The sequence below is a fragment of the Microbacterium sp. CFBP 13617 genome, assembly GCF_014839445.1.
Taxonomy (GTDB): Bacteria; Actinomycetota; Actinomycetes; order Actinomycetales; family Microbacteriaceae; genus Microbacterium.
The window spans coordinates 180,252-198,410 of record NZ_JACYNW010000004.1 but is presented as its reverse complement, the minus strand read 5'-3'; the positions used below and the strand labels follow the sequence as shown (position 1 = coordinate 198,410).

General features: G+C 72.7%; 18 protein-coding genes. 11 read left to right on the top strand and 7 right to left on the bottom strand.

Annotated features, from left to right (window positions below; translation table 11 throughout):
- Positions 1-219 precede the first annotated feature (219 nt).
- The 6 genes from IFU40_RS12875 to IFU40_RS12850 all read left to right on the top strand — a co-directional run bounded on the left by IFU40_RS12875 (position 220) and on the right by IFU40_RS12850 (position 7,781).
- Entirely contained in the window at positions 220-420 is a 201-nt protein-coding gene (locus IFU40_RS12875) for a hypothetical protein (protein WP_055938459.1), read from the top strand.
- A gap of 197 nt (positions 421-617) precedes the next feature.
- Positions 618-1,814 carry a glycosyltransferase gene (locus IFU40_RS12870; RefSeq protein ID WP_070410019.1) on the top strand — a complete coding sequence of 399 codons (1,197 nt, stop codon included), beginning with the start codon at positions 618-620 and terminating at the stop codon, positions 1,812-1,814.
- 579 nt (positions 1,815-2,393) lie between these two features.
- On the top strand, positions 2,394-4,742 hold the full coding sequence (locus IFU40_RS12865) for a CocE/NonD family hydrolase (protein ID WP_191926584.1): 2,349 nt from the start codon (positions 2,394-2,396) through the stop codon (positions 4,740-4,742).
- 90 nt (positions 4,743-4,832) lie between these two features.
- On the top strand, positions 4,833-5,921 hold the full coding sequence (locus IFU40_RS12860; RefSeq protein ID WP_191926583.1) for a type III polyketide synthase: 1,089 nt from the start codon (positions 4,833-4,835) through the stop codon (positions 5,919-5,921).
- A gap of 86 nt (positions 5,922-6,007) precedes the next feature.
- Positions 6,008-6,670, top strand: a complete 663-nt coding sequence (locus IFU40_RS12855) for a methyltransferase domain-containing protein (protein ID WP_191926868.1) — start codon at positions 6,008-6,010, stop codon at positions 6,668-6,670.
- The gene (locus IFU40_RS12850; protein ID WP_191926582.1) at positions 6,663-7,781 is read left to right on the top strand and encodes an FAD-dependent monooxygenase; all 1,119 of its coding nucleotides are present in this window, start codon (positions 6,663-6,665) and stop codon (positions 7,779-7,781) included. Before IFU40_RS12855 ends, IFU40_RS12850 begins: the two co-directional genes overlap by 8 nt.
- Before the next feature lie 22 nt (positions 7,782-7,803).
- Here the strand turns inward: IFU40_RS12850 and IFU40_RS12845 are convergent, their stop codons facing one another.
- The gene (locus IFU40_RS12845) at positions 7,804-8,628 is read right to left on the bottom strand and encodes a UbiA family prenyltransferase (RefSeq protein WP_191926867.1); all 825 of its coding nucleotides are present in this window, start codon (positions 8,626-8,628) and stop codon (positions 7,804-7,806) included.
- Positions 8,629-8,927: 299 nt separating this feature from the next.
- Here IFU40_RS12845 and IFU40_RS12840 point away from each other — a divergent pair, with 299 nt between their 5' ends.
- The gene (locus tag IFU40_RS12840; protein WP_191926581.1) at positions 8,928-9,383 is read left to right on the top strand and encodes an Hsp20/alpha crystallin family protein; all 456 of its coding nucleotides are present in this window, start codon (positions 8,928-8,930) and stop codon (positions 9,381-9,383) included.
- Between the two features lie 56 nt (positions 9,384-9,439).
- Here IFU40_RS12840 and IFU40_RS12835 read toward each other — a convergent pair whose 3' ends face one another.
- The gene (locus tag IFU40_RS12835) at positions 9,440-9,802 is read right to left on the bottom strand and encodes a sugar ABC transporter ATPase (protein ID WP_070409454.1); all 363 of its coding nucleotides are present in this window, start codon (positions 9,800-9,802) and stop codon (positions 9,440-9,442) included.
- Between the two features lie 290 nt (positions 9,803-10,092).
- On the opposite strand from IFU40_RS12835, the gene IFU40_RS12830 reads away from it, so the two are divergent.
- Both IFU40_RS12830 and IFU40_RS12825 read left to right on the top strand, forming a co-directional pair.
- Complete coding sequence (locus IFU40_RS12830) at positions 10,093-11,313, top strand: NAD(P)/FAD-dependent oxidoreductase (RefSeq protein WP_191926580.1); 1,221 nt, start codon at positions 10,093-10,095, stop codon at positions 11,311-11,313.
- A 143-nt stretch (positions 11,314-11,456) separates the two neighbouring features.
- On the top strand, positions 11,457-11,909 hold the full coding sequence (locus tag IFU40_RS12825; RefSeq protein WP_055838580.1) for an SRPBCC family protein: 453 nt from the start codon (positions 11,457-11,459) through the stop codon (positions 11,907-11,909).
- Positions 11,910-12,001: 92 nt separating this feature from the next.
- Here IFU40_RS12825 and IFU40_RS12820 read toward each other — a convergent pair whose 3' ends face one another.
- On the bottom strand, positions 12,002-12,994 hold the full coding sequence (locus tag IFU40_RS12820) for an aldo/keto reductase (protein WP_191926579.1): 993 nt from the start codon (positions 12,992-12,994) through the stop codon (positions 12,002-12,004).
- Positions 12,995-13,155: 161 nt separating this feature from the next.
- Between IFU40_RS12820 and IFU40_RS12815 the strand changes: the two genes are divergently transcribed.
- A complete protein-coding gene (locus IFU40_RS12815) occupies positions 13,156-13,602 on the top strand; it encodes a hypothetical protein (protein WP_191926578.1) in 447 nt (148 codons plus the stop codon).
- A gap of 83 nt (positions 13,603-13,685) precedes the next feature.
- On the opposite strand, the gene IFU40_RS12810 is transcribed toward IFU40_RS12815, so the two are convergent.
- Positions 13,686-15,014, bottom strand: a complete 1,329-nt coding sequence (locus IFU40_RS12810) for a Cpe/LpqF family protein (protein ID WP_191926577.1) — start codon at positions 15,012-15,014, stop codon at positions 13,686-13,688.
- Between the two features lie 88 nt (positions 15,015-15,102).
- Here IFU40_RS12810 and IFU40_RS12805 point away from each other — a divergent pair, with 88 nt between their 5' ends.
- Entirely contained in the window at positions 15,103-15,519 is a 417-nt protein-coding gene (locus IFU40_RS12805; RefSeq protein WP_191926576.1) for a GNAT family N-acetyltransferase, read from the top strand.
- Positions 15,520-15,568: 49 nt separating this feature from the next.
- Here the strand turns inward: IFU40_RS12805 and IFU40_RS12800 are convergent, their stop codons facing one another.
- The 3 genes from IFU40_RS12800 to IFU40_RS12795 all read right to left on the bottom strand — a co-directional run bounded on the left by IFU40_RS12800 (position 15,569) and on the right by IFU40_RS12795 (position 18,060).
- A complete protein-coding gene (locus IFU40_RS12800; protein WP_191926575.1) occupies positions 15,569-17,050 on the bottom strand; it encodes a PepSY-associated TM helix domain-containing protein in 1,482 nt (493 codons plus the stop codon).
- Positions 17,047-17,178 (bottom strand): hypothetical protein, encoded by a 132-nt coding sequence (locus IFU40_RS17095; protein WP_274605367.1) that lies wholly within the window; start codon positions 17,176-17,178, stop codon positions 17,047-17,049. The genes IFU40_RS12800 and IFU40_RS17095 overlap by 4 nt, the downstream gene beginning before the upstream one ends.
- A gap of 279 nt (positions 17,179-17,457) precedes the next feature.
- Positions 17,458-18,060, bottom strand: a complete 603-nt coding sequence (locus tag IFU40_RS12795; RefSeq protein WP_191926574.1) for a hypothetical protein — start codon at positions 18,058-18,060, stop codon at positions 17,458-17,460.
- Between the last annotated feature and the right edge of the window lie 99 nt (positions 18,061-18,159).

Below are 18,159 nucleotides of genomic sequence, written 5' to 3'. Positions count from 1 at the left end.
TCGTAGCGACTCCATCCCAGAGGCCGTCTCGTCACGAGGCGGAGGAGCCGGATGATGCCCTCGTCTCCTCCGCCTCGAGCCGAGCCCGTCGTCTGGACCCGCGGCGTTGCCCCGCATGCGCAGCAGGGCGGTGCTGTCAAGGGCGGGCCCCGCCGCTCGCCGCCGGTCTAAGACGGAACAAGGACAGTTTCGTCGGGAGACGGGAGCGAGGAGAAGACGATGATCTACGGACAACACGGCGCACAGGACGACGCCCAGCACGCGGGCTCGGTGTGGAGCATCGCGATGTCGACCGCGATGGGCAACGGCATCGTGCCGAGGGCGGCCGAAGACCGACGGGGGACGCGTCCGGCCCCGCGCTGGCCATGGTCGCGCACCCGCACGATCGTCGAGCCGATGGTGGTCGCGCCCCGCGCCTGAACCACCGCCCCTTTCGCCGACGCGTCGGCTCCCACCCCCGGGAGCCGGCGCGTCGGCCTGTGTCCGGGCGTTCATACGATGGTTTCCACGGCGTAACCCGCCGCACCGGGCCCACCCTTCAGCATGGGACGACCGCATCCGCGGTGATCGGCGACAGCACCGCCACGAGCGGTGCTCCTCCCCCGGAAGGCCCCTCGATGATTCGACCCCTGCGCGTGCTGTCGTTGTACGAGGGCTTCTTCGCCGGGGGCGCACGGATTCTGCATTCCGACGTCATCGCGGGTCTCGCCGCCGGCGGTGCGCAGCACCACCGGGTGCTCTCGCTCACCTCCGCCGCCCGTCGCGACGCGTCGCTGCAGCTCGCCCGCGACGACACGCGCTATCGCCGTCTGCGCCGCGCCGGGGTGCGCATCGACGCCCTCGACCGCATCGCGGGCGATCACCCGGTGCACCCCGAAGACTTCACCCGGCCCGAACTCGAGCGGGCGGCCCATCTCTTCGCCGACGCCGACGTCGTGCTCTCACTGAAAGAGCAGCCGCTCAGCCTCGTGGTGGCCCTCGATCGCGCCGGGCTCCTGCCCGCACGGCCGGTGGCGGCGTGCCTGCACCGCTCCGATCCCACGCATTCGGGGCCGGCGCTGGGGTGGTTGCGCGATGCCGGGGCCTCCGGCGCCGTGTCGGCCACGATCGCCTGCGCCTCGTCGACGTCGACCGCCTACGCCCGCGCCGGCGTCGTCACCGAGCAGGCGTGGGTCATCGACAACGGCATCGACACCCGTCGTTTCCGCCCGGGCACCCGGGCCGAGCGTCACCGCATCCGCGAGGGTCTCGGCATCCCGGAGTCCGCCCCCGTCGTGCTGCTGGCGGCACGCTTCGACGCCATGAAAGACCCGGGGCTGTTCCTCGCGGCGGTGGCGCGCCATGCGGCGCTCTCCCCCGGCGCCCACTACGTCATGTGCGGTTCGGGCATGACCCGCGACAATCCCCTGTTCACCGCCCTGCTCGCCGAGAACGGCATCGACGGCACGGTGGCGCTGCACGCCCTGGGACTGCGCGAAGACATGCCGCAGCTGTATCGCGCGGCCGACATCGTGGCCCTCACCAGCGCCTTCGGCGAAGCCTCACCCCTCTGCCTGGCCGAGGGAGCGGCATCCGGAGCCGTCCCCGTGACCACCGACGTCGGCGACGCCGCCCGGATGGTCGCGGGCTTCGGCCTGGTCACGCCCCGCGACGCGGCCGCGATCGCCGCCGCTTGGGACGACGCGCTGCACCGCCGCGGCGAGCTGCGCCGCGCAGCCCTCGCCGCACGCACGCGCATCGACCGCAAGCGCATGGTCGACGATTACCGCGGTGCGATCTCGAGCCTGCTGCTGCCGAGCGTCCTGGCCGCCTGACCCTCGGCGCGAGGTGAGAACACCGTCCCCCTGTGGCACGGAACCGACGGATTCCGCCCCACGCGCGGGTGGCGAGAAGCAGACCGGGCGCGCACGAGATGGACGTCCTCCGCGACACCCGGATACGGTGGCGAGTCATGGGGCGAATGAGCATCGACAATGCTTCGGTGCCGAGGCGACCCCTCGGCGGCGGTTGGGGCGTCGTGGCGGCGTTGATCGTGCAAGCGGTGTGTGTTTCTCTGGCCTTCGCGCTCGGGGCGGCCGGGGGTTGGGCGTGGTCCTGGATGCTTTTTCTCGCCGTCCCCGCCGTCAACGTCGTCGTCTATGGGATGGGAAGTCGGCGCACTCCGTAGTTTCTCAGCGCACGCGAGGCCGATTTACGCAATGATGGCCGGGAAGCGCCTGATCACAGTGCCGCCCCGTCCCCCCGAATGGTTGCACATGCCTCGATCACGCTCCATCGTTGCCGCGCTCGCTTGCGCGGCTGTGCTCGGTACCTCGTTCCTCGCCCCCGTTCCCGCTGCGTCCGCACGGGGACCGGTGGTGGACAGTGAGGGTCGATCCGCGGCGGTCTACGACATGGCTGAGGCGCTCATCGAGCACGTCTACGTCGAAGCGGCGATGGACTCGGACGGCGACGGACGCCGTGACCTCATCCGCGCCGACATCGTGCGGCCCCGTACCCCCGCCGCGGTGAAGGTTCCCGCGATCATCACCGCCACCGGGTACAACGGCACGCCGGGAGGCAAGCCCTACGTCGACAACGCGAACCGCGACGTCAGCGACCTCGCCTTCATGCCGGGGTGGGAAGACAACTACTTCGTCCCCCGCGGATACGCCTACATCTCGGTCGACGTCGCCGGGACGAACTGGTCGGAAGGGTGCGTCGACAACGTGGGGCCGAACGACGTCGAATCGGTCGCCGCCGTCATCCGGTGGTTGCACCGAGAACCCGACTCCGTCGCGTACCGCAACCTCGATCGCGAGCTCGCCGTGGACGCCGGGTGGAGCTCGGGCAAGAGCGCCGTGACGGGCATCTCGTACGACGGTGGGATCGCCAACGCGGTGGCCACCTCGACGGCCGTGCCGGGCCTGCAGACGGTGGTCCCGATCGCCGGCGGGAGCAGCGCCTACAACACCCGCCCGCATGGAGTGTTCGTCGGGGGTGGCACGGCGGACTTCTCGGAGTGGCTGACCGAACCCGAGCCGGCGGGAGTCGAGGACCCCTCGAACCCGGCGCGGCTGCGCGAGCATCAGGCCGAGAAGCGACGCGTCTGCCAGCCGCAATTCGACCGGATGCGCGCTGATTCCGACCCCGCCGAGCGCTCCTACAACGCCTTCTGGGACGCCCGCAACTACACGCGCAAGGTCGACACCATCGCCGCGAACGGCGTGAGCGTGTTCATCGCCACCGGGCAGGGCGACATGATCGTGCGCACGAACGAGTTCGGCGAGCACTGGGCGGCCCTGCAGCAGGCGGGTGTCGAATCGAAGCTGTGGCTGCATCGTCGGGCGCACGTGGATCCCTTCGACGTCGATCGCGACGGATGGAGCGACACTCTGCACCGGTGGTACGACCACGAACTGCTCGGTATCGACAACGGGATCACGGACGCGCCGGCTGTCCGCGTCGAGACGCAGCCCGACGTGTGGGAAGACGCACCGACCTGGCCGGTACCGGGTAGTACCCCCGTCGTCCTGGGCATCGGTGCGAAAAGCGGCGTCGGCACCCTCCGCATCGGCGCGTCCGGAACGGGAACAGCCTCTTTCGCCGGTGCGCAGCTCGACGACGCGGCCCCGTTCGCCCTCACCGGCGGCGCGGCCGAGCCGCGGGGCGGACGCGACCGGCTCGTGTACGCGTCTGCACCCCTGTCGGCCGACGCCCGCATCTCGGGGACGCCGTCGGTCACCGTTCGGGTTCGTCCGGAGGCGGCGGATGCGAACATCTCGGTCGCGCTCGTCGACTACGGCCCCGCCGAGATCGTCGACTGGTCACGATGGAATGGCATCCGCGCGCTCGACTCGACACGGGAATGGGGCGGTTCACGCGCCGCGGAGGGCGCCACGTATGCCGACACCGCTGCCCTCACCGCGACGACCGGCAGCTCCGTGATCACCCGTGGGACCGCGAGCATCGCGCACCACGAGTCGCTCGAGCGGTACACACCGGTCCCGCAAGGCACCTACGTCGAGCTCACCTGGACGCTGTTCCCCGCCGATCACACCGTCGCCGCGGGACACCGCCTCGGCCTCGTGCTCTACAACAACAGCATCCAGTTGGATCCCGGTACCGTCGGCGATTACGTCGGCACGGCAGGCTCCACCATCGACCTGGCGGGCACCTCGCTGTCCGTCCCGATCGTCGGCGGAGACACCGCGATCGCGGGAGTCCTCGTCCCGCAGACGCCGACCATCGTGGGCACTGCTCGCGTCGGTTCGCCCCTCACCGCCACGGTCGGCGCCTGGGGGCCGGGGCAGGTCGCACTGTCGTATCAGTGGGCCGCCGATGGCGTCGCCATCGCGGGAGCCACGAAGAGCACGTGGACCCCCTCGCCCTCAGCGCGGGGGAAGACCATCACGGTCACGGTCACGGGGAGGAAGGTCGGATACACCTCCACCACCCGCCGATCGAACCCCACCGACAAGACGCTTTCCGGGACGCTGACGAGCGTCGCACCAGCGATCAGCGGAACCGCGAAGGTGGGCCGCACGCTCACCGCCGCTCCCGGAGCATGGGGACCCGGAACGGTCGCCCTGACGTACCAATGGAAAGCCAACGGCACCGTCATCGCGGGGGCGACAGCCAGCACCTACCGGGTCGCTTCTCGGGACGCCGGAAAGACCCTCACCGTCACCGTGACCGGCAAGAAGACGGGGTACGCAACGCAGTCGCGCAAGTCCGGCGCGACGAAGGCGGTCGTGAAGTAGCGCGCCTCGCCGCCGCGCGTCACCATAGACGCCGCACCGACACCGCGCTATCCCCGCCGCCGGTGCTCCGATCCGTGTCTACAGTGAGGCATGACCGCGCGCATCCTCTCGATCGGCACGGCCCTGCCCGAGACCCGCGTCGAGCAATCGGCCCTGCGCGACCTCTTCGCCGCGCAGCCCGGGTTCGACCGCAAGGGCCAACGCCTGGTGGGTGCGGCCTTCGATGCCGCCGCCATCGACACCCGCCACGTCGTGCTGCCGCAGCTCGCCGGCGGCACCGGGGGCGGGCTCGGCGTCCGCGACGGCGACACGCTGCTCATGCCGTCCACGGGAGCCCGCAACGCGGAGTACCGCCGCACCGCACCCACCCTGTTCGCCGAGGCGTCGCGCGCCGCGATCGAGGGTTCGGGGCGGACGCCGGATGCCATCACGCACGTCGTTACCGTCTCGTGCACCGGCATGTTCGCGCCGGGTCCCGACTACCACCTCGTGCGCGACCTCGGCCTGCCGACCTCGGCCGAGCGGTACCACCTCGGTTTCATCGGGTGCGCGGCCGCGATCCCCGCGCTGCGGCTCGCGGCGCGGATCGTGACCGCCGACCCCGACGCCGTCGTGCTCGTGGCGTGCGCCGAGCTGTGCTCGCTGCACTGGCAGACCTCGTCGCACCCCGACCAGATCGTCGCCGCCTCGGTGTTCGCCGACGGCGCGGCGGCCGCGGTCGTGGCATCCGGAGACTCGTCGCACCCCGGCCTCGACCTCGACGACTTCGCCACCCACGTCACCGACGAGGGCGAGAAGGACATGGCCTGGACGGTGGGCGACTCCGGGTTCGAGATGACCCTCACCCCCGAGGTGCCGCGCATCATCGGGCGCGAGATCGCCGGCATCGCCGCCGACGTGCTGGGCGACCTGAGCGACGTCGACGCGTGGGCCGTGCATCCCGGCGGCCGCAGCATCCTCGACCGGGTCGAGAGCGCTCTCGCCCTGGATGCCGCCGCCCTGGCGCCCTCGCGGGAGGTGCTGCGCGCGCACGGCAACATGTCGAGTGCGACCCTGCTGTTCATCCTGCGCGACCTGCTGGCCGACGTCACGCACCCCGACGGGGAGCGGATCGCCGCGCTGGCCTTCGGCCCCGGCCTGACGGTCGAGGCGGCGCGTCTGACGCTGCGCCGCCCGTGAGCGCCGCGCGAGGCCCCGCCACCAGCGACGGAGCGACCGGCCTCTGGCGCGGCCTCGCCCGACGCGATGTGGCGCTCACCGAGCTGATGGACGACCCCGACTGCGACCCGCGCGCCCTGGCGGCGACGTATCGGCGGTTCGACGTCGTGAACCGCCTGGTCTCGGCCTGGGGGCACGTGTACCGCACGCGCGTCCGCCCGCAGTTGCAGGCGCTCGGCCGCCCCGCCCGCGCGCTCGACCTGGGGTGCGGCGGCGGCGACGTCGCCGTCCGTCTGGCGGGCCTGGCCGCGCGCGACGGGTTCGACGTCGAGTGGACCGGCGCCGATCCCGACCCCCGCGCCATCGCCTCGGCCCGCGCGCGCGAACGACCGGGCGTGCGGTTCGTGGCCCAGGACTCGGGCGCCCTGCGCGCCGCGGGCGAACGCTACGACCTGGTCGTGTCGAACCACGTGCTGCACCACCTCGACTCCGCGGCCCTGGCGACGTTCGCCGAGGACTCGCTCGCCCTCTCGAGCGGTCGGGTGCTGCACGCCGACATCGCCCGCGGCCGACTGGCCTACGCCCTGTACGCCGCGGGGATCGCCCCGCTGTCGGCCGGCACGTTCCTGCGCGTCGACGGACTGCGCTCGATCCGCCGCAGCTATCGCGCCCCCGAGCTGGCCGCCGCGCTCGGAACACCCTGGCGGGTCGAGACGCCGGCGCCCTTCCGTGTTCTCGCCGTGGCCGAGGGGCGGGCGGAGCGTGCCTGAGGTGCTGGTGGTCGGAGCCGGACCCGTCGGCCTCGCCCTGGCGGCCGACCTGCGGGTGCGCGGGGTCGACGTCGAGATCGTCGAGAAGCGCGCCGGCACCGGATCCGGGTCGCGGGCCATCGGCATCCACTCCCCCGCTCTCGCCCTCCTCGAGGCGTCGGGCGCGACCGACGCCCTGCGGGCGCGCGCCGAGAGGATCGTCCGCGGCGAGGCGCGGGCCGACGGCCGACTGCTCGCGGCGATCCGCTTCGACCGGCTGCGTGCGCGTCATCCGTACGTCGCCGCACTCCCCCAGGCCGACACGATGGAGGTGCTGACCGGCCTGGCGCCGCGCGTGCGTCGGGGGGTCGCGATCACCGCCGTGCACGACGACGGTCAAGGCGTACGCGTGCGCGCCACCGGTCCGCGCGGCGACGAGGAGATCCACGCCCGCGTCGTCGTCGTGGCCTCGGGATGGGCGGGCCGCGACCTCGTGTACCGCCCCGGCGCCGTTCGGACGCACCACTACCCCGACCGCTACGTCATGGCCGACGTCGTCGCTCCCGGCGGCCCCGTCGCCCGGGTGCACCTGGAACGCCAGGGCGTACTGGAATCGTTCCCGCTACCCGGCGGACGCCGCCGACTGGTGGCGTGGGCGGGCACCGACGAGGTGACGGATGCCGTCGGCACCCTCGAGAGGGCCGTCGCCGAGCGCGCGGGGCTCGAGGTCGACATCGCCGAGGCGACGACGTTCCGCGTGCGGCGCGCCGTCGCTCCGGCGCTGCGGCGCGGCCGCGTCGTGGTGGTCGGCGACGCCGCCCACGAGGTGAGCCCCATCGGCGGTCAGGGGATGAACCTCGGGCTGCTCGACGCCCTCACGCTGGCCCCGCTGCTGCCCGGGTGGGTGCGGACGGGCGAGGCCGTCGGCCTCGGACGATGGGAGACCGACCGTCTGGCCTCGGCGCGGCACGCGGCGCGCCTGGCCTGGCTCAACACGCTGCTCGGGCGGGCCACGGGCCCGCTCGCCCACCCCCTGCGCACCGGGGCGCTGCGCACCATGCTGCGGGGGGCGGGGGGCGCGCTGTTCACGCGCGCGTACGCCATGCGACTGGATCGCGCCGCCCGCGACTGACGAGCCGCCCGGGCGGGAGGAGTCAGGTCACGACGAGTTGAGCGGCGAGCAGCAGCGCCGCCAGCATCGTGAGCTGGAACACCGCGCGTCCGGGCGCGCGCACGAGCACGAGCACCACGGCCGTGGCCGCCACCGCGACGACGGCGGTGAAGAAGATCGCGCCGAGCACCGTGGCATCCGTGCCGATCAGCACCGCCACCGCTCCGGCGACGACGCCGACCGCCGCGAGCACCACCGAGACCCGCGCACCGAGGCGGTGCGGAAGGCCCCGCACGCCCGTGCGCCGATCGTCGTCGAGGTCTCGAACGACGTTGGTCAGATGCACGGCCGCGCCGAGGGCGGCTCCCGCGAGCGTCGCCCACGGGGCAGCCAGCGCGGGAGACGCGAGGGACAGCGTCGCGAACGACGGGAAGAGTCCGAAACTCAGCACGAACGGCACGATCGACAACGGCGTCGACTTCAGGCCGGCGTTGTACGCCCACGCCGAGGCCAGGGCCACCGCGTGCGCGGCGACGAGCCCGGGGCCGAGCGGCACCGACAGGAGCACGGCGAGGATCGCGGACGCCACGGCCACCCCGAGCGCGTGCTCCGGGGTGATCGCGCCCCCCGCGATGGGCTTGTCGCGGCGGCCGACGGCGGCGTCGCGCGCGCCGTCGATCGCGTCGTTCGACAGCCCCACCGACACCTGTCCCGCGAACACGGCGACCACCAGCAGCGCGAGCCGCGCGGGCTCGACCCCCGCGGCGAGGCCGAGGGCCAGCGACAGAACGGTCACGACCAGGGTCGGCCCCGGGTGGGTCGCGCCCCACAGCGCCCGCACGAGGGGCGGCTTCGCCGCGGCATCCATCACCCGATGACGCTACCGCGGCGCCGCGCTCGGGCGGTTGACCCGCTCCGCCGCCGCGCCATCACGTCACCGCGCCACCGCGCCAGCGCCCCAGCGCCCCAGCGCCCCAGCGCCCCAACCCGTTGAGTGTCCAGGACACGCCGCAGAAAGCGACCCCGGCACGGCGCGTCTTGGACATTCGACGGTCTTGGCACTCTCCTGTCGAGAGTGCTAATCTGCTGCCACGTTGAGCGCACAAGGCTCAACTTCATCGAACTCCGGATGCCGATATCCGGACCGACCGAAAAGGAGAACCGACCATGGCCACTTACGACCCCTTCCGCGACCTCGACCGCCTCGCGTCGACCTTTCTCGATGCCCGTCGCGGGGGCGGACCGCGCCGGATGCCGATGGACCTCTACCGCGACGGCGACCACTACGTGCTCTCGGCCGACCTTCCCGGGGTCGACCCGGGCTCGGTCGACATCGACGTCGACGGTCAGCTGCTGACCATCCGCGCCGAACGCACCCTCGCCACCGGCGACGACGTCAAGTGGATCACCCGCGAGCGCGAGACGGCCACCTTCGTCCGCCAGCTCAACCTCGGCCAGGGCATCGACACCGACGGCATCAGCGCCGCCTACCGCAACGGTGTGCTGTCGGTCACGATCCCGGTGAGCGAGAAGGCGAAGCCGCGCCGCATCGCGGTGGCCACCGACGACCACGACGGCGTCATCCGGGCGCACGAGAGCGAACCGCAGCTCATCGAGCAGTAATCCACCGCGAACAGAGGGGTCGGCCCGAACGGACCGACCCCTCTCTCGCGCGTCGCTCAGAGGTCTTCGGGCGCCAGGTCTCCCTGGCCCTCTTCGCCGAGCTCGACGACGCCCGGGTCCTGACCCTGCGAGTCGGTGCCGGTGGACCCGGGGTGGATGTCCTCGAACGGGATGTCGGTGTCGTCGGCCGCGATCTCGGCCGGGTCGGCGCCCGTCGCGGTCGCGGGGGCGATGTCCTGCGGGTCGACGCCCTCGTCGAGGGCCGTCGTGGCGTCCCACTCCGCCTGGGCGGGGTCGAGCGCGGGGTCGGGCTCGATCGAGGTGTCGCCGTCGCGCAGGGGCTGCACACCCGCGATGCCGACGTCGGCGGCGGGGGTCGACGAGTCGGCGGGGGACGGGTCGATCGAGGCGTCGCTCATGGGGATCCTTTCGTCGAACGCACCGGGGTGCGTCACCGCTGATCGGCGGTGTCTCCATCCAACGACGCCGACGGGGCCGCGCCCCGCCCCTTGACAGGCCCGACCCGCGCACGGACCACGCGCTTCAACGGGTGCGCTCCCGCTCCAGCGGCACGGGAGAAGCGCTCCTGCCGACGGCGAGCCCTCTTCGTCGTTCCCCAGCGCCCGGGTCGTCCGCCCGACCGACGCTGTCAACCGGGTGGCATCCCGCTGCCGATGACGACACGGTGAGGGAGACGAGAGGATCCCCCATGAACGACTCGAGCCGCACCGTCGCTCGCGCCGACACCCCCCGCATCGTGATCATCGGCGGGGGCAACGCCGGGCTGTCGGTGGCCGGACGCCTCCACCGGGCCCGCGCCGGAGACATCACCGTGATCGAGCCGCGGACGCAGCACGTCTTCGCGCCCCTCCAGTCGCACATCGCGGGAGGCGCGGCACGGGCCAGCGAGGCCGTCCGCGCGCAGGCCGACGTGATCCCCGCGGGCACCCGCTGGCTGCGCGACGAGGTCTTCACGGTGGATGCCGCTGCCCGCCGCGTGCATCTCGTGTCGGGCGGTCATCTCGACTACGACCAGCTCGTGGTGTGCGCCGGCCTGCGCATGGCATGGGAGCGGATCCCGGGCCTGCCCGAGGCCATGGCGGCACCGAACGGCATCTCGAACTACGACTACGACCTCGCCGCGAAAGCCTCACCGGTGCTGCGCGACCTGCGCTCCGGCACGGTCGTGTTCACCCAGCCGCCCGAGCCCGCGTCCTGCGGCGCGGCCGCGCAGAAGCCGATGTACCTCGCGTGCGACTGGTGGCGCGCGATCGGCGTGCGCGACGACCTGCGCGTGGTCTTCGTCGCCCCCGACCCCGTGCCCTTCGGCATCCCGGCCATCGACCGCGAGCTGCAGCGCAAACTCGACGAGTACGGCATCGAGGTGCACTACAGCCGCGAGGTGCGGTCGGTGGATGCCGAGGCGCAGACGATCACGATCGGTCACGGCGAGGCCGAGGAGACCCTGGCGTACGACGTGCTGCACGCGGTCCCTCCGCAGCGGGCGCCGGAGTGGATCGCCGGCAGCGGGCTGGCGGCATCCGACGATCCGCACGGGTTCGTCGACGTCGATCCCGAGACGCTGCAGCACACGCGGTATCCCGAGATCTGGTCGGTCGGCGATGCCGCCGCGGTGGCGACCCGCCGTTCCGGGGGCGCGATCCGGCAGCAGGCGAAAGCCCTCGTGAAGAACATGACGGGGGTGAGGGCCGGGCGCTCCCCCTCCGCGAAGTACGACGGCTACAGCGTCGTGCCGTTCACGGTGTCGCGCGGCACCGTCGTCTTCGCCGAGTTCGATCGTCAAGGGCGCCTGCAGCCCACGATCCCCTTCTGGCGTTCGCTGTATCGAGAGCGCGCCCTGTCGTGGATCGCCGACCGTCGGGTGCTGCCCTGGGTCTACTGGCACCTGATCCTGCGCGGTCGCGCCTGAGCCGCGGGGCGAATCCCCGAACGACCCCGGCGCGCCGCGCACGCGCATAGGGCACGCGAGCCGATCCCTCAACCCCGGGGGCAGCTCGCCCGTGACGAGCGAAGACTGGGACCAGCCCCGGAAACCACACGAAAGAGGACACCATGGCACAGGTCATCGAAACCATCGACGTCAACGTTCCCGTCCGCGTCGCCTACAACCAGTGGACGCAGTTCGAGGAGTTCCCGCACTTCATGAGCTTCGTCGAGTCGATCACGCAGAAGAGCGACACCCTCACGCACTGGAAGGTGAAGATCGCCGGTGCCGAGCGCGAGTTCGACGCCGAGATCACCGAGCAGCACCCCGACGAGCGCGTCGCCTGGAACAGCGTCGGCGGCGACGAGAACCACGCGGGTGTCGTGACGTTCCACCGTCTCTCCGACGACGAGACGCGCGTCACCGTGCAGATCGACTGGGAGCCCACCGGAGTCCTCGAGAAGCTCGGTGCCGTCTTCGGCGCCGACGACCACTCGGTGAAGAAGGACCTCGACAACTTCAAGAAGTACATCGAGTCGCGCGGTGCCGAGTCCGGCGCCTGGCGCGGCGACGTCAGCTGACGTCACTCCCGCATTGCGACGCCGTCCGGCGTCACACACGCGAAAGCCGGGTCCACCCTTGGGGGCGGACCCGGCTTTCGCGTGTCAGACGCTCACCACTGCGGGTGGATCTCCGCCCGCAGACGGCGGTCGTAGACGTCACGCACCAGCGCGTCGAAGGCGTCGAGGTCGAAGCCCTCGTCGAGGAGCTGTGCGGCCCCGGCGTTCGATGTGGCCTGCGCCACCGAACGGGCGCCCGGGATCACCGAGGTGATGCCCTCGCGCGAGGCGATCCACGCCAGCGTGGCGGCGGGCAGGGTGACTCCCTCGGGAAGCGAGGCCTTGAGCTCGTCGGCCGCGGCCACACCCTCGGCGAACGGGACGCCCGAGAACGTCTCCCCCTTGTCGAACGCCTCGCCGTTGCGGTTGTACGTGCGGTGGTCGTCCTTGTCGAACGTCGTGTCGGCGGTGTATTTGCCCGAGAGCAGACCGCTCGCCAACGGCACGCGGGCCAACACGGCGACGTTCTTCTCGGCCGCCATCGGCAGCACCTCGTCGAGGGGCTTGAGCCGGAACGGGTTGAAGATGATCTGCAGGTTGCTGAGGTTCGGCCGGCGGAGCGCCGAGAGGGCCTGTTCCATCGTCTCGACCGACGCGCCGTAGGCGGCGATGACCCCCTCGGCGACGAGCTGGTCGAGCGCGTCGTAGGTGGCGTCGTCGTCGATCACGGCCGACGGCGGGCAGTGCAACTGCACGAGGTCGAGGGTGTCGGTGCCGAGCAGCCGCCGCGAGCGGTCGATCCACCCACGGAAGTTCTCGATCGTGTAGTTCTCGGGCACCTGGTCTTCGCGACGGCCCATCTTGGTCGCCACGGTGATCCCCGCGGCATCGGTGTCGTTCAAGAACTTCCCGATGATCTCTTCGGACCGGCCGTCGCCGTACACGTCGGCGGTGTCGAAGAGCGTGACGCCGGCGTCGGCCGAGGCGGCCAGCACGGCGAGGGCCTCGTCTTCGCTGACACCGCCCCAGTCGGGGCCGAGCTGCCAAGTACCGAGGCCGATCACCGAGACGTCACGGCCGGTGCGGGAGAGGGGACGCTGCTGCATTGCGGTTCCTTTCGAAGCTGGTTCCGAGCCTATCCAGCGTGTCCGGCACCGGGGCCGCGGCCCACCGGACGCCCCCTGCGCACCCCGTGGCGGTCGTCAAGCCCGTTCGCCCGGTCGATGGTCGCCCATAGCGTGGCGGCACACCCCACGGAAGGAACGCCATGAACACTCCCGCCGACCGGCTCCCCGGAGCCGACGAAGAGAACATCGTCCCCGAGTCCGAGGGCCTGGCCGCCAATGTACCCGCCGGCGCCGCCGGCGCCGACACCGGTGCCGTCGGAGCGGCGCAGATCGACGCCGACGACGAAGCCCGCATCCAGGGCATCTCGAGCCAGAACGACCTGCCCGGAGTCGGCACCCGCGCCGCCGACGGCCTCACCGAGCGGGGCACCGATGACGCCCGCGGCGAGGGCGGCTCGACCTCGCGGCACACCGAGGACACCGGCGGCGTCTCCGCCACCGCGCACGCGGCTTCGGGCACCCCCGCCGAGGGCGAACCGCACGTCGACGCCGACGACCCCATCGCGAAGTTCCAGCCCGGCGTCGGCCGTGATTCCGCGGCATCCAGCAAGATCGCCCAGAGCCTGCCCGACCCCGACGACGCGTGACCCCGGCGGGGGCGGCCCTCCGGTCGCCCCCGCGCACGGTCCAGCCCCCTCGACGGGCTCCCGACCTCTCGCAGCGGCGAGGCTCAGCGTGCGAGGCGCAGGGCGTCTTCGGCGAGGTGGAAGAAGTCGCCCATCGCCGCGGTCACGGCCTGCGCGTCGTCGGCCGAGAGAAGAAGCACCACCGTCGCCTCCCCCTCGTCGTCGCGCACGAACCAGCTGCCGGTCAGCACGCCCAGGCTCGAACCGCCCTTGAAGCCGACGTAGGGCCACGTGCCGACGTCGAGTCCCGCACCGGGGTTCTCGCTCACGATGGCGAGCACCTCGGCATCCTGGGTCTGCTGCAGCGCCCGATGCACGGCGGCGATGTCGGTGGCCGAGGCGAACCAGTCGAACCCGTCCTGCCACACCGGGGTCGTCACGTCGGTGACGCCGACGGCCAGCGGGGCGGCGTCGATGCGGTCGAGCAGCGCGCGCTTCGCGGCGTCGTCGGCACGCGCCCACTCGTCGCGCAGAGCCGGGTCGCCCCAGCCCAGGGTGAACAGCTCCTTGGTCGAGAGGAAGGGCGTCAACGCGGCGGGGTCCGCGTGGCCGCTGCGTGCGACCGCCGCTTCGACGCGCTCACGCCCGAGCCGCTCGATGAGCAGGTCGGTGGCGGTGTTGTCGCTGATGCGGATCATGGCCGAGGCGGCCTCGCGCACCGACACCTCGGTGCCGGTGGGGGCGTTCTGCAGCTCGCCCGAGGGCAGGCTGCGGTCGGCGTCGTCGAGCACGAGCGTCTCGTCCCAGGCGAGATCCCCGGATGCCACGGCATCGGCCGCCGCGAGCAGCACGTACAGCTTGAAGATCGAGGCGAGGGGAGCTGCCCGTTCGGTGTCCACCGCCACGACGTCGTCGTCTCCTCGCCGGATCAGCGCGCTGACCTCGCCGGGAAGATCGCCCAGGCGCTGCTCCACCTCGTCGAGCGAGGCGGAGGGCTCCCACGGCTCGGCGACCGGGGCGAACACCATGCCGGTGATGCGGTCGTTGCCGTCGATCGCGAGCGAGAGATCGAACGGGTCGCCGAGCGTCCCGGCGAGGGTCGCGACCGCCTGGGTCTCGGTGCCCTGGTACGCGGTCACGGTGAAGGGCGCCGCCGGGCGGATCTGCCGATTGAGCAGCTCGGCGATGTCGTCGGCCGACACCTGCTGCTGGAAGTCCTCGTGCAGCACGCGCGACCAGTCGCCGGCGGTCGTGTCGGCCTCGGCCTCGAGCACGTCGATCACCCAGGTCAGCCGCTCCCCCACGGGGGTGGCCGGCACCTCGACCGAGGCCGCGGGAGTCGCGGGAGTGTCGGGCGCGGAGCTGGTGCACGCGGTGAGGGCGGCGATCGCGGCGATCGAGAGGGCGGCGGCGAGGCGACGGGCGAGAGTCACGGGAGTCCTTCCGGGGGGGCTTTCCACGCTACGGACCCGCACCGCACGCCGCCTCCCTCGCGAGACGGAGATACGCGAAGGTGGAGGCATGCCCGACCTCCGCCTCGAATCCCTCGCCCCCTCTCTCGACGACTACCTCGAGCTGCGCCGCGCCTCGGGCCTGACCCCCAAAGGTTCCGACCAGGGCGCGCCCGCACTCGCGAATAGCTGGGCCTGGCGTCGGATCGTGGATGCCACGGGTCGATCGATCGCGATGGGCCGGGTCATCGGCGACGGCGGGTGGTACTTCCTCATCGCCGACATGGCCACGCTGCCCGAGTACCAGCGACGCGGTCTCGGCCGCCGCATCCTCGAGGACCTTCTCGCGGAGATCCGCGCGAAGGCCCCCGAGGGTGCCTACGTGACCCTGGTGGCCGACCCTCCGGGTCAGGCGCTGTACCGCAGCCTGGGCTTCACCGAGCCGACGACGGGTTCGGTGACGATGCACCTGCTGCTCGAGCACTGAGCGGGCCGCCTCGCGGGGGCCGGGCGCCGCGCCGTCACACCGTGGGCCGTCACGCCGCGGGTCGCCTTACCCCGGTCCGCCGCCGCGCCCAGAGGCCGAGCAGCACGTCGAGCACCACGAACGCCGCGAGCGTGTAGCCGACCAGCGGCAGGAACAGCCCGATCGCCACCGCGACCACGAGCACCGCCCCGATCCCCCACCAGGGCGCCCCGCGCAGCACGCCGCGCGCCGGCGCCGACGCGAGGCCGCGGGTCGGGCGACGGTTCCACCACATCGCGTAGCCCCAGACGACGAGCGCGGCGATGCCGATCGCCAGGGCGAACAGCACGAGCTGGTTGACGAGACCGAACAGGGTGCCCATGTGCAGGTCGACGCCCCAGCGAGACAGCTTGGCGAGCAGCGGATAGTCGGCGAAGTCGACCCGATCGGTCACGCGCAGGGTCGATGCGTCGATGGCCACGGCATCCACTTCGGTCGGGAAGCTGCGGTGCACCTCCTGCACGACCCAGGCGTCGCCGACGGCGGCCGGCGGGCGGATCTCGAGGTCGCCGGTGTTGACGTTGACGCGCTTCGCGACGGCGAGGACGGCGTCGAACGTGGCCGGGTCCGCCGCCCCCGGGGTGTCGGCGTGCGCCCCGCCGCCGTGTCCGGCGTGCTCGCCGCCGGCCTCCGCCTCCGCACCGAGAGAGGTGGTCAACGCGGGTGTCCCCTCACCGACCGCGGCACGCAGGTCGGAGACGTGCGCGCCCGCCGAGGCCGACCAGGTGATGCCCGTCGCCGCGAGGAAGACCGCGCCCAGCACGACCCAGATCCCGACGGCCGAGTGCCAGCCCGACAGCTTGCGGTACCCCCGGTGCGCGCGGTTCGGCCGCAGCAGGTCGCGGCGCCCGCGGCGGCTGCGCACGAAGCGGCCGATCCACAGCCCGAGGCCCGCGAGCGAGACGATCCCGAGCCAGGATGCCGCGAGCTCGCTGTACAGCCGGCCCGGCTCGCCCAGGTGCAGCGAGCGGTGCAGGTCGCTGATCCAGTGCCGCAGTGGCAGCGCGCCGCTCGTGCCGTACGCGGGCAGGTCGCCGCGGATCTCGGCCGTCGCGGGGTCGACGAAGATCGCCCGCGTGGTGCTTTCGGGCAACGCCTCGTCGGCGAACAGGACGCGCGTGGTGTCACCGGGCGCGGGGGCGGGCCGTACGGCGACCGGTGAGGCCCCGCCGCCCACGTAGGCCTCGGCCGCCTCGACCTGGTCGGCCAGCGGCATCCCGACCAGGGTGGAGGTGGCGGTCACCTCGTGCGCGTACATGACCCTCTCGAGCGACGGAGTGAGGGCGTACAGCGCGCCGCTCAGCGCCGCGACCAGGATGAACGGCCCCACGAGCAGTCCCGCGAAGAAGTGCAGCCGACGCAGCAGCGCGGTGAACCAGCCTCGTCGCGGAGCACTCGGCCCGCTCCCCGACCATCGAGTGTCCGGAACACGCCGCACCGCGTCGTCTCCCGACGGCGTGTTGTGGACACTCGACGGGGTGGATGCCGTCATGACGGCACCCCGGGCTCGACGGGGCGGCCGGGGGCGGGCGCGGGCGGCGGGGACGGCGGGGCGGACTCGTCGGGAGCGGATGCCGCGACGACCGACGCCCGCAGGGTGAGGGGAGGGGAACGGAACATGGAGGATCTCCTCTCCGGGCACCGGGTGGCGCCCGTCGGTCGGCGCCGCCGCGCGCGTGCACGACGGGCCGGGGTCCCGCGCGCGGTCGACGTCGCCCCGTGGCGGTGCGCCACGCGATACGACATCGCCGCTCGACGATGACCGAGGAAGGGGGCGTCCCGAGGGGACGTGGAAGGGAGTCGCGCCGGCGCGAGAGCACTCGGCGCGCGCGACCGCCCGCCCGGTCCGTCAGACGGCCGGGACGCACCGCTCACGGCACGGCGTGACGCGGAGCAGGGTCAGGATGCCGAGACCGGCGGCCCGCGACGCCTCGCGCTCGCGGCGAGCAGCACCGAGGTCGGGCGCACGACGGCGACCACGACCGCAACGCGATGGCGCGGCGACACGGGCCCGAACGTCGCCGCCATCACGCGCACGCGCGCCCGCAGCCCCTCGACCGCGCGGCCCGCGAGCGCACGCAGCACCCCCAGGGTGCGTTCCGCGCGGTGCAAGGCCAGCGAGGTGACGGCCGCGGCGAGCGCGTGCCAGAGCCACATCGTGGCATCCGGCGTCAGGGCGGCGCCCACCGGATCCGCGGCGACCGCCGGGACGACGGCCCCGTGCACGTGGCCGGCCGCGCCGAGGTCGTAGCTGCCGAGCACGAACAGCGCGTGGAACAGCAGCTGGCTAACGACGACGGCCGCGCTCAGACGCCAGGCCGAGAGCCGGCGGCCGGCCAGGACCGTGCAGGCGACGAACGACAGCGCGAGCGGAACGACGACACCGATCCAGCCGGGCACGGCTCCCCCGCCGGTCACGTGCGAGAGCAACGCGACGAAGGTGGCGATCGACGCGGCGACGCCCCCGCGCGCGACGCGTGCGCCCCGTGCCCGTCGTCGCATGGCCTCCATTGTGGCAGGGGTTCCCCGCGCGTTCCGCGCACTGCATCGGTGTCGAGCAACAGGAGGGCGATCAGCACGCCCCCGCCCCTAGGCTGAGGC

What these genes read in the sequence shown, in the direction of transcription:
- IFU40_RS12875 (WP_055938459.1), top strand. Translation starts at nt 220, where the DNA reads ATGATCTACGGACAACACGGCGCACAGGACGACGCCCAGCACGCGGGC.
- IFU40_RS12870 (WP_070410019.1), top strand. Translation starts at nt 618, where the DNA reads ATGATTCGACCCCTGCGCGTGCTGTCGTTGTACGAGGGCTTCTTCGCC.
- IFU40_RS12865 (WP_191926584.1), top strand. Translation starts at nt 2,394, where the DNA reads ATGGCTGAGGCGCTCATCGAGCACGTCTACGTCGAAGCGGCGATGGAC.
- IFU40_RS12860 (WP_191926583.1), top strand. Translation starts at nt 4,833, where the DNA reads ATGACCGCGCGCATCCTCTCGATCGGCACGGCCCTGCCCGAGACCCGC.
- IFU40_RS12855 (WP_191926868.1), top strand. Translation starts at nt 6,008, where the DNA reads ATGGACGACCCCGACTGCGACCCGCGCGCCCTGGCGGCGACGTATCGG.
- IFU40_RS12845 (WP_191926867.1), bottom strand. Translation starts at nt 8,628, where the DNA reads ATGGATGCCGCGGCGAAGCCGCCCCTCGTGCGGGCGCTGTGGGGCGCG.
- IFU40_RS12840 (WP_191926581.1), top strand. Translation starts at nt 8,928, where the DNA reads ATGGCCACTTACGACCCCTTCCGCGACCTCGACCGCCTCGCGTCGACC.
- IFU40_RS12835 (WP_070409454.1), bottom strand. Translation starts at nt 9,802, where the DNA reads ATGAGCGACGCCTCGATCGACCCGTCCCCCGCCGACTCGTCGACCCCC.
- IFU40_RS12830 (WP_191926580.1), top strand. Translation starts at nt 10,093, where the DNA reads ATGAACGACTCGAGCCGCACCGTCGCTCGCGCCGACACCCCCCGCATC.
- IFU40_RS12825 (WP_055838580.1), top strand. Translation starts at nt 11,457, where the DNA reads ATGGCACAGGTCATCGAAACCATCGACGTCAACGTTCCCGTCCGCGTC.
- IFU40_RS12820 (WP_191926579.1), bottom strand. Translation starts at nt 12,994, where the DNA reads ATGCAGCAGCGTCCCCTCTCCCGCACCGGCCGTGACGTCTCGGTGATC.
- IFU40_RS12815 (WP_191926578.1), top strand. Translation starts at nt 13,156, where the DNA reads ATGAACACTCCCGCCGACCGGCTCCCCGGAGCCGACGAAGAGAACATC.
- IFU40_RS12805 (WP_191926576.1), top strand. Translation starts at nt 15,103, where the DNA reads ATGCCCGACCTCCGCCTCGAATCCCTCGCCCCCTCTCTCGACGACTAC.
- IFU40_RS12800 (WP_191926575.1), bottom strand. Translation starts at nt 17,050, where the DNA reads ATGACGGCATCCACCCCGTCGAGTGTCCACAACACGCCGTCGGGAGAC.
- IFU40_RS17095 (WP_274605367.1), bottom strand. Translation starts at nt 17,178, where the DNA reads ATGTTCCGTTCCCCTCCCCTCACCCTGCGGGCGTCGGTCGTCGCGGCA.
- IFU40_RS12795 (WP_191926574.1), bottom strand. Translation starts at nt 18,060, where the DNA reads ATGCGACGACGGGCACGGGGCGCACGCGTCGCGCGCGGGGGCGTCGCC.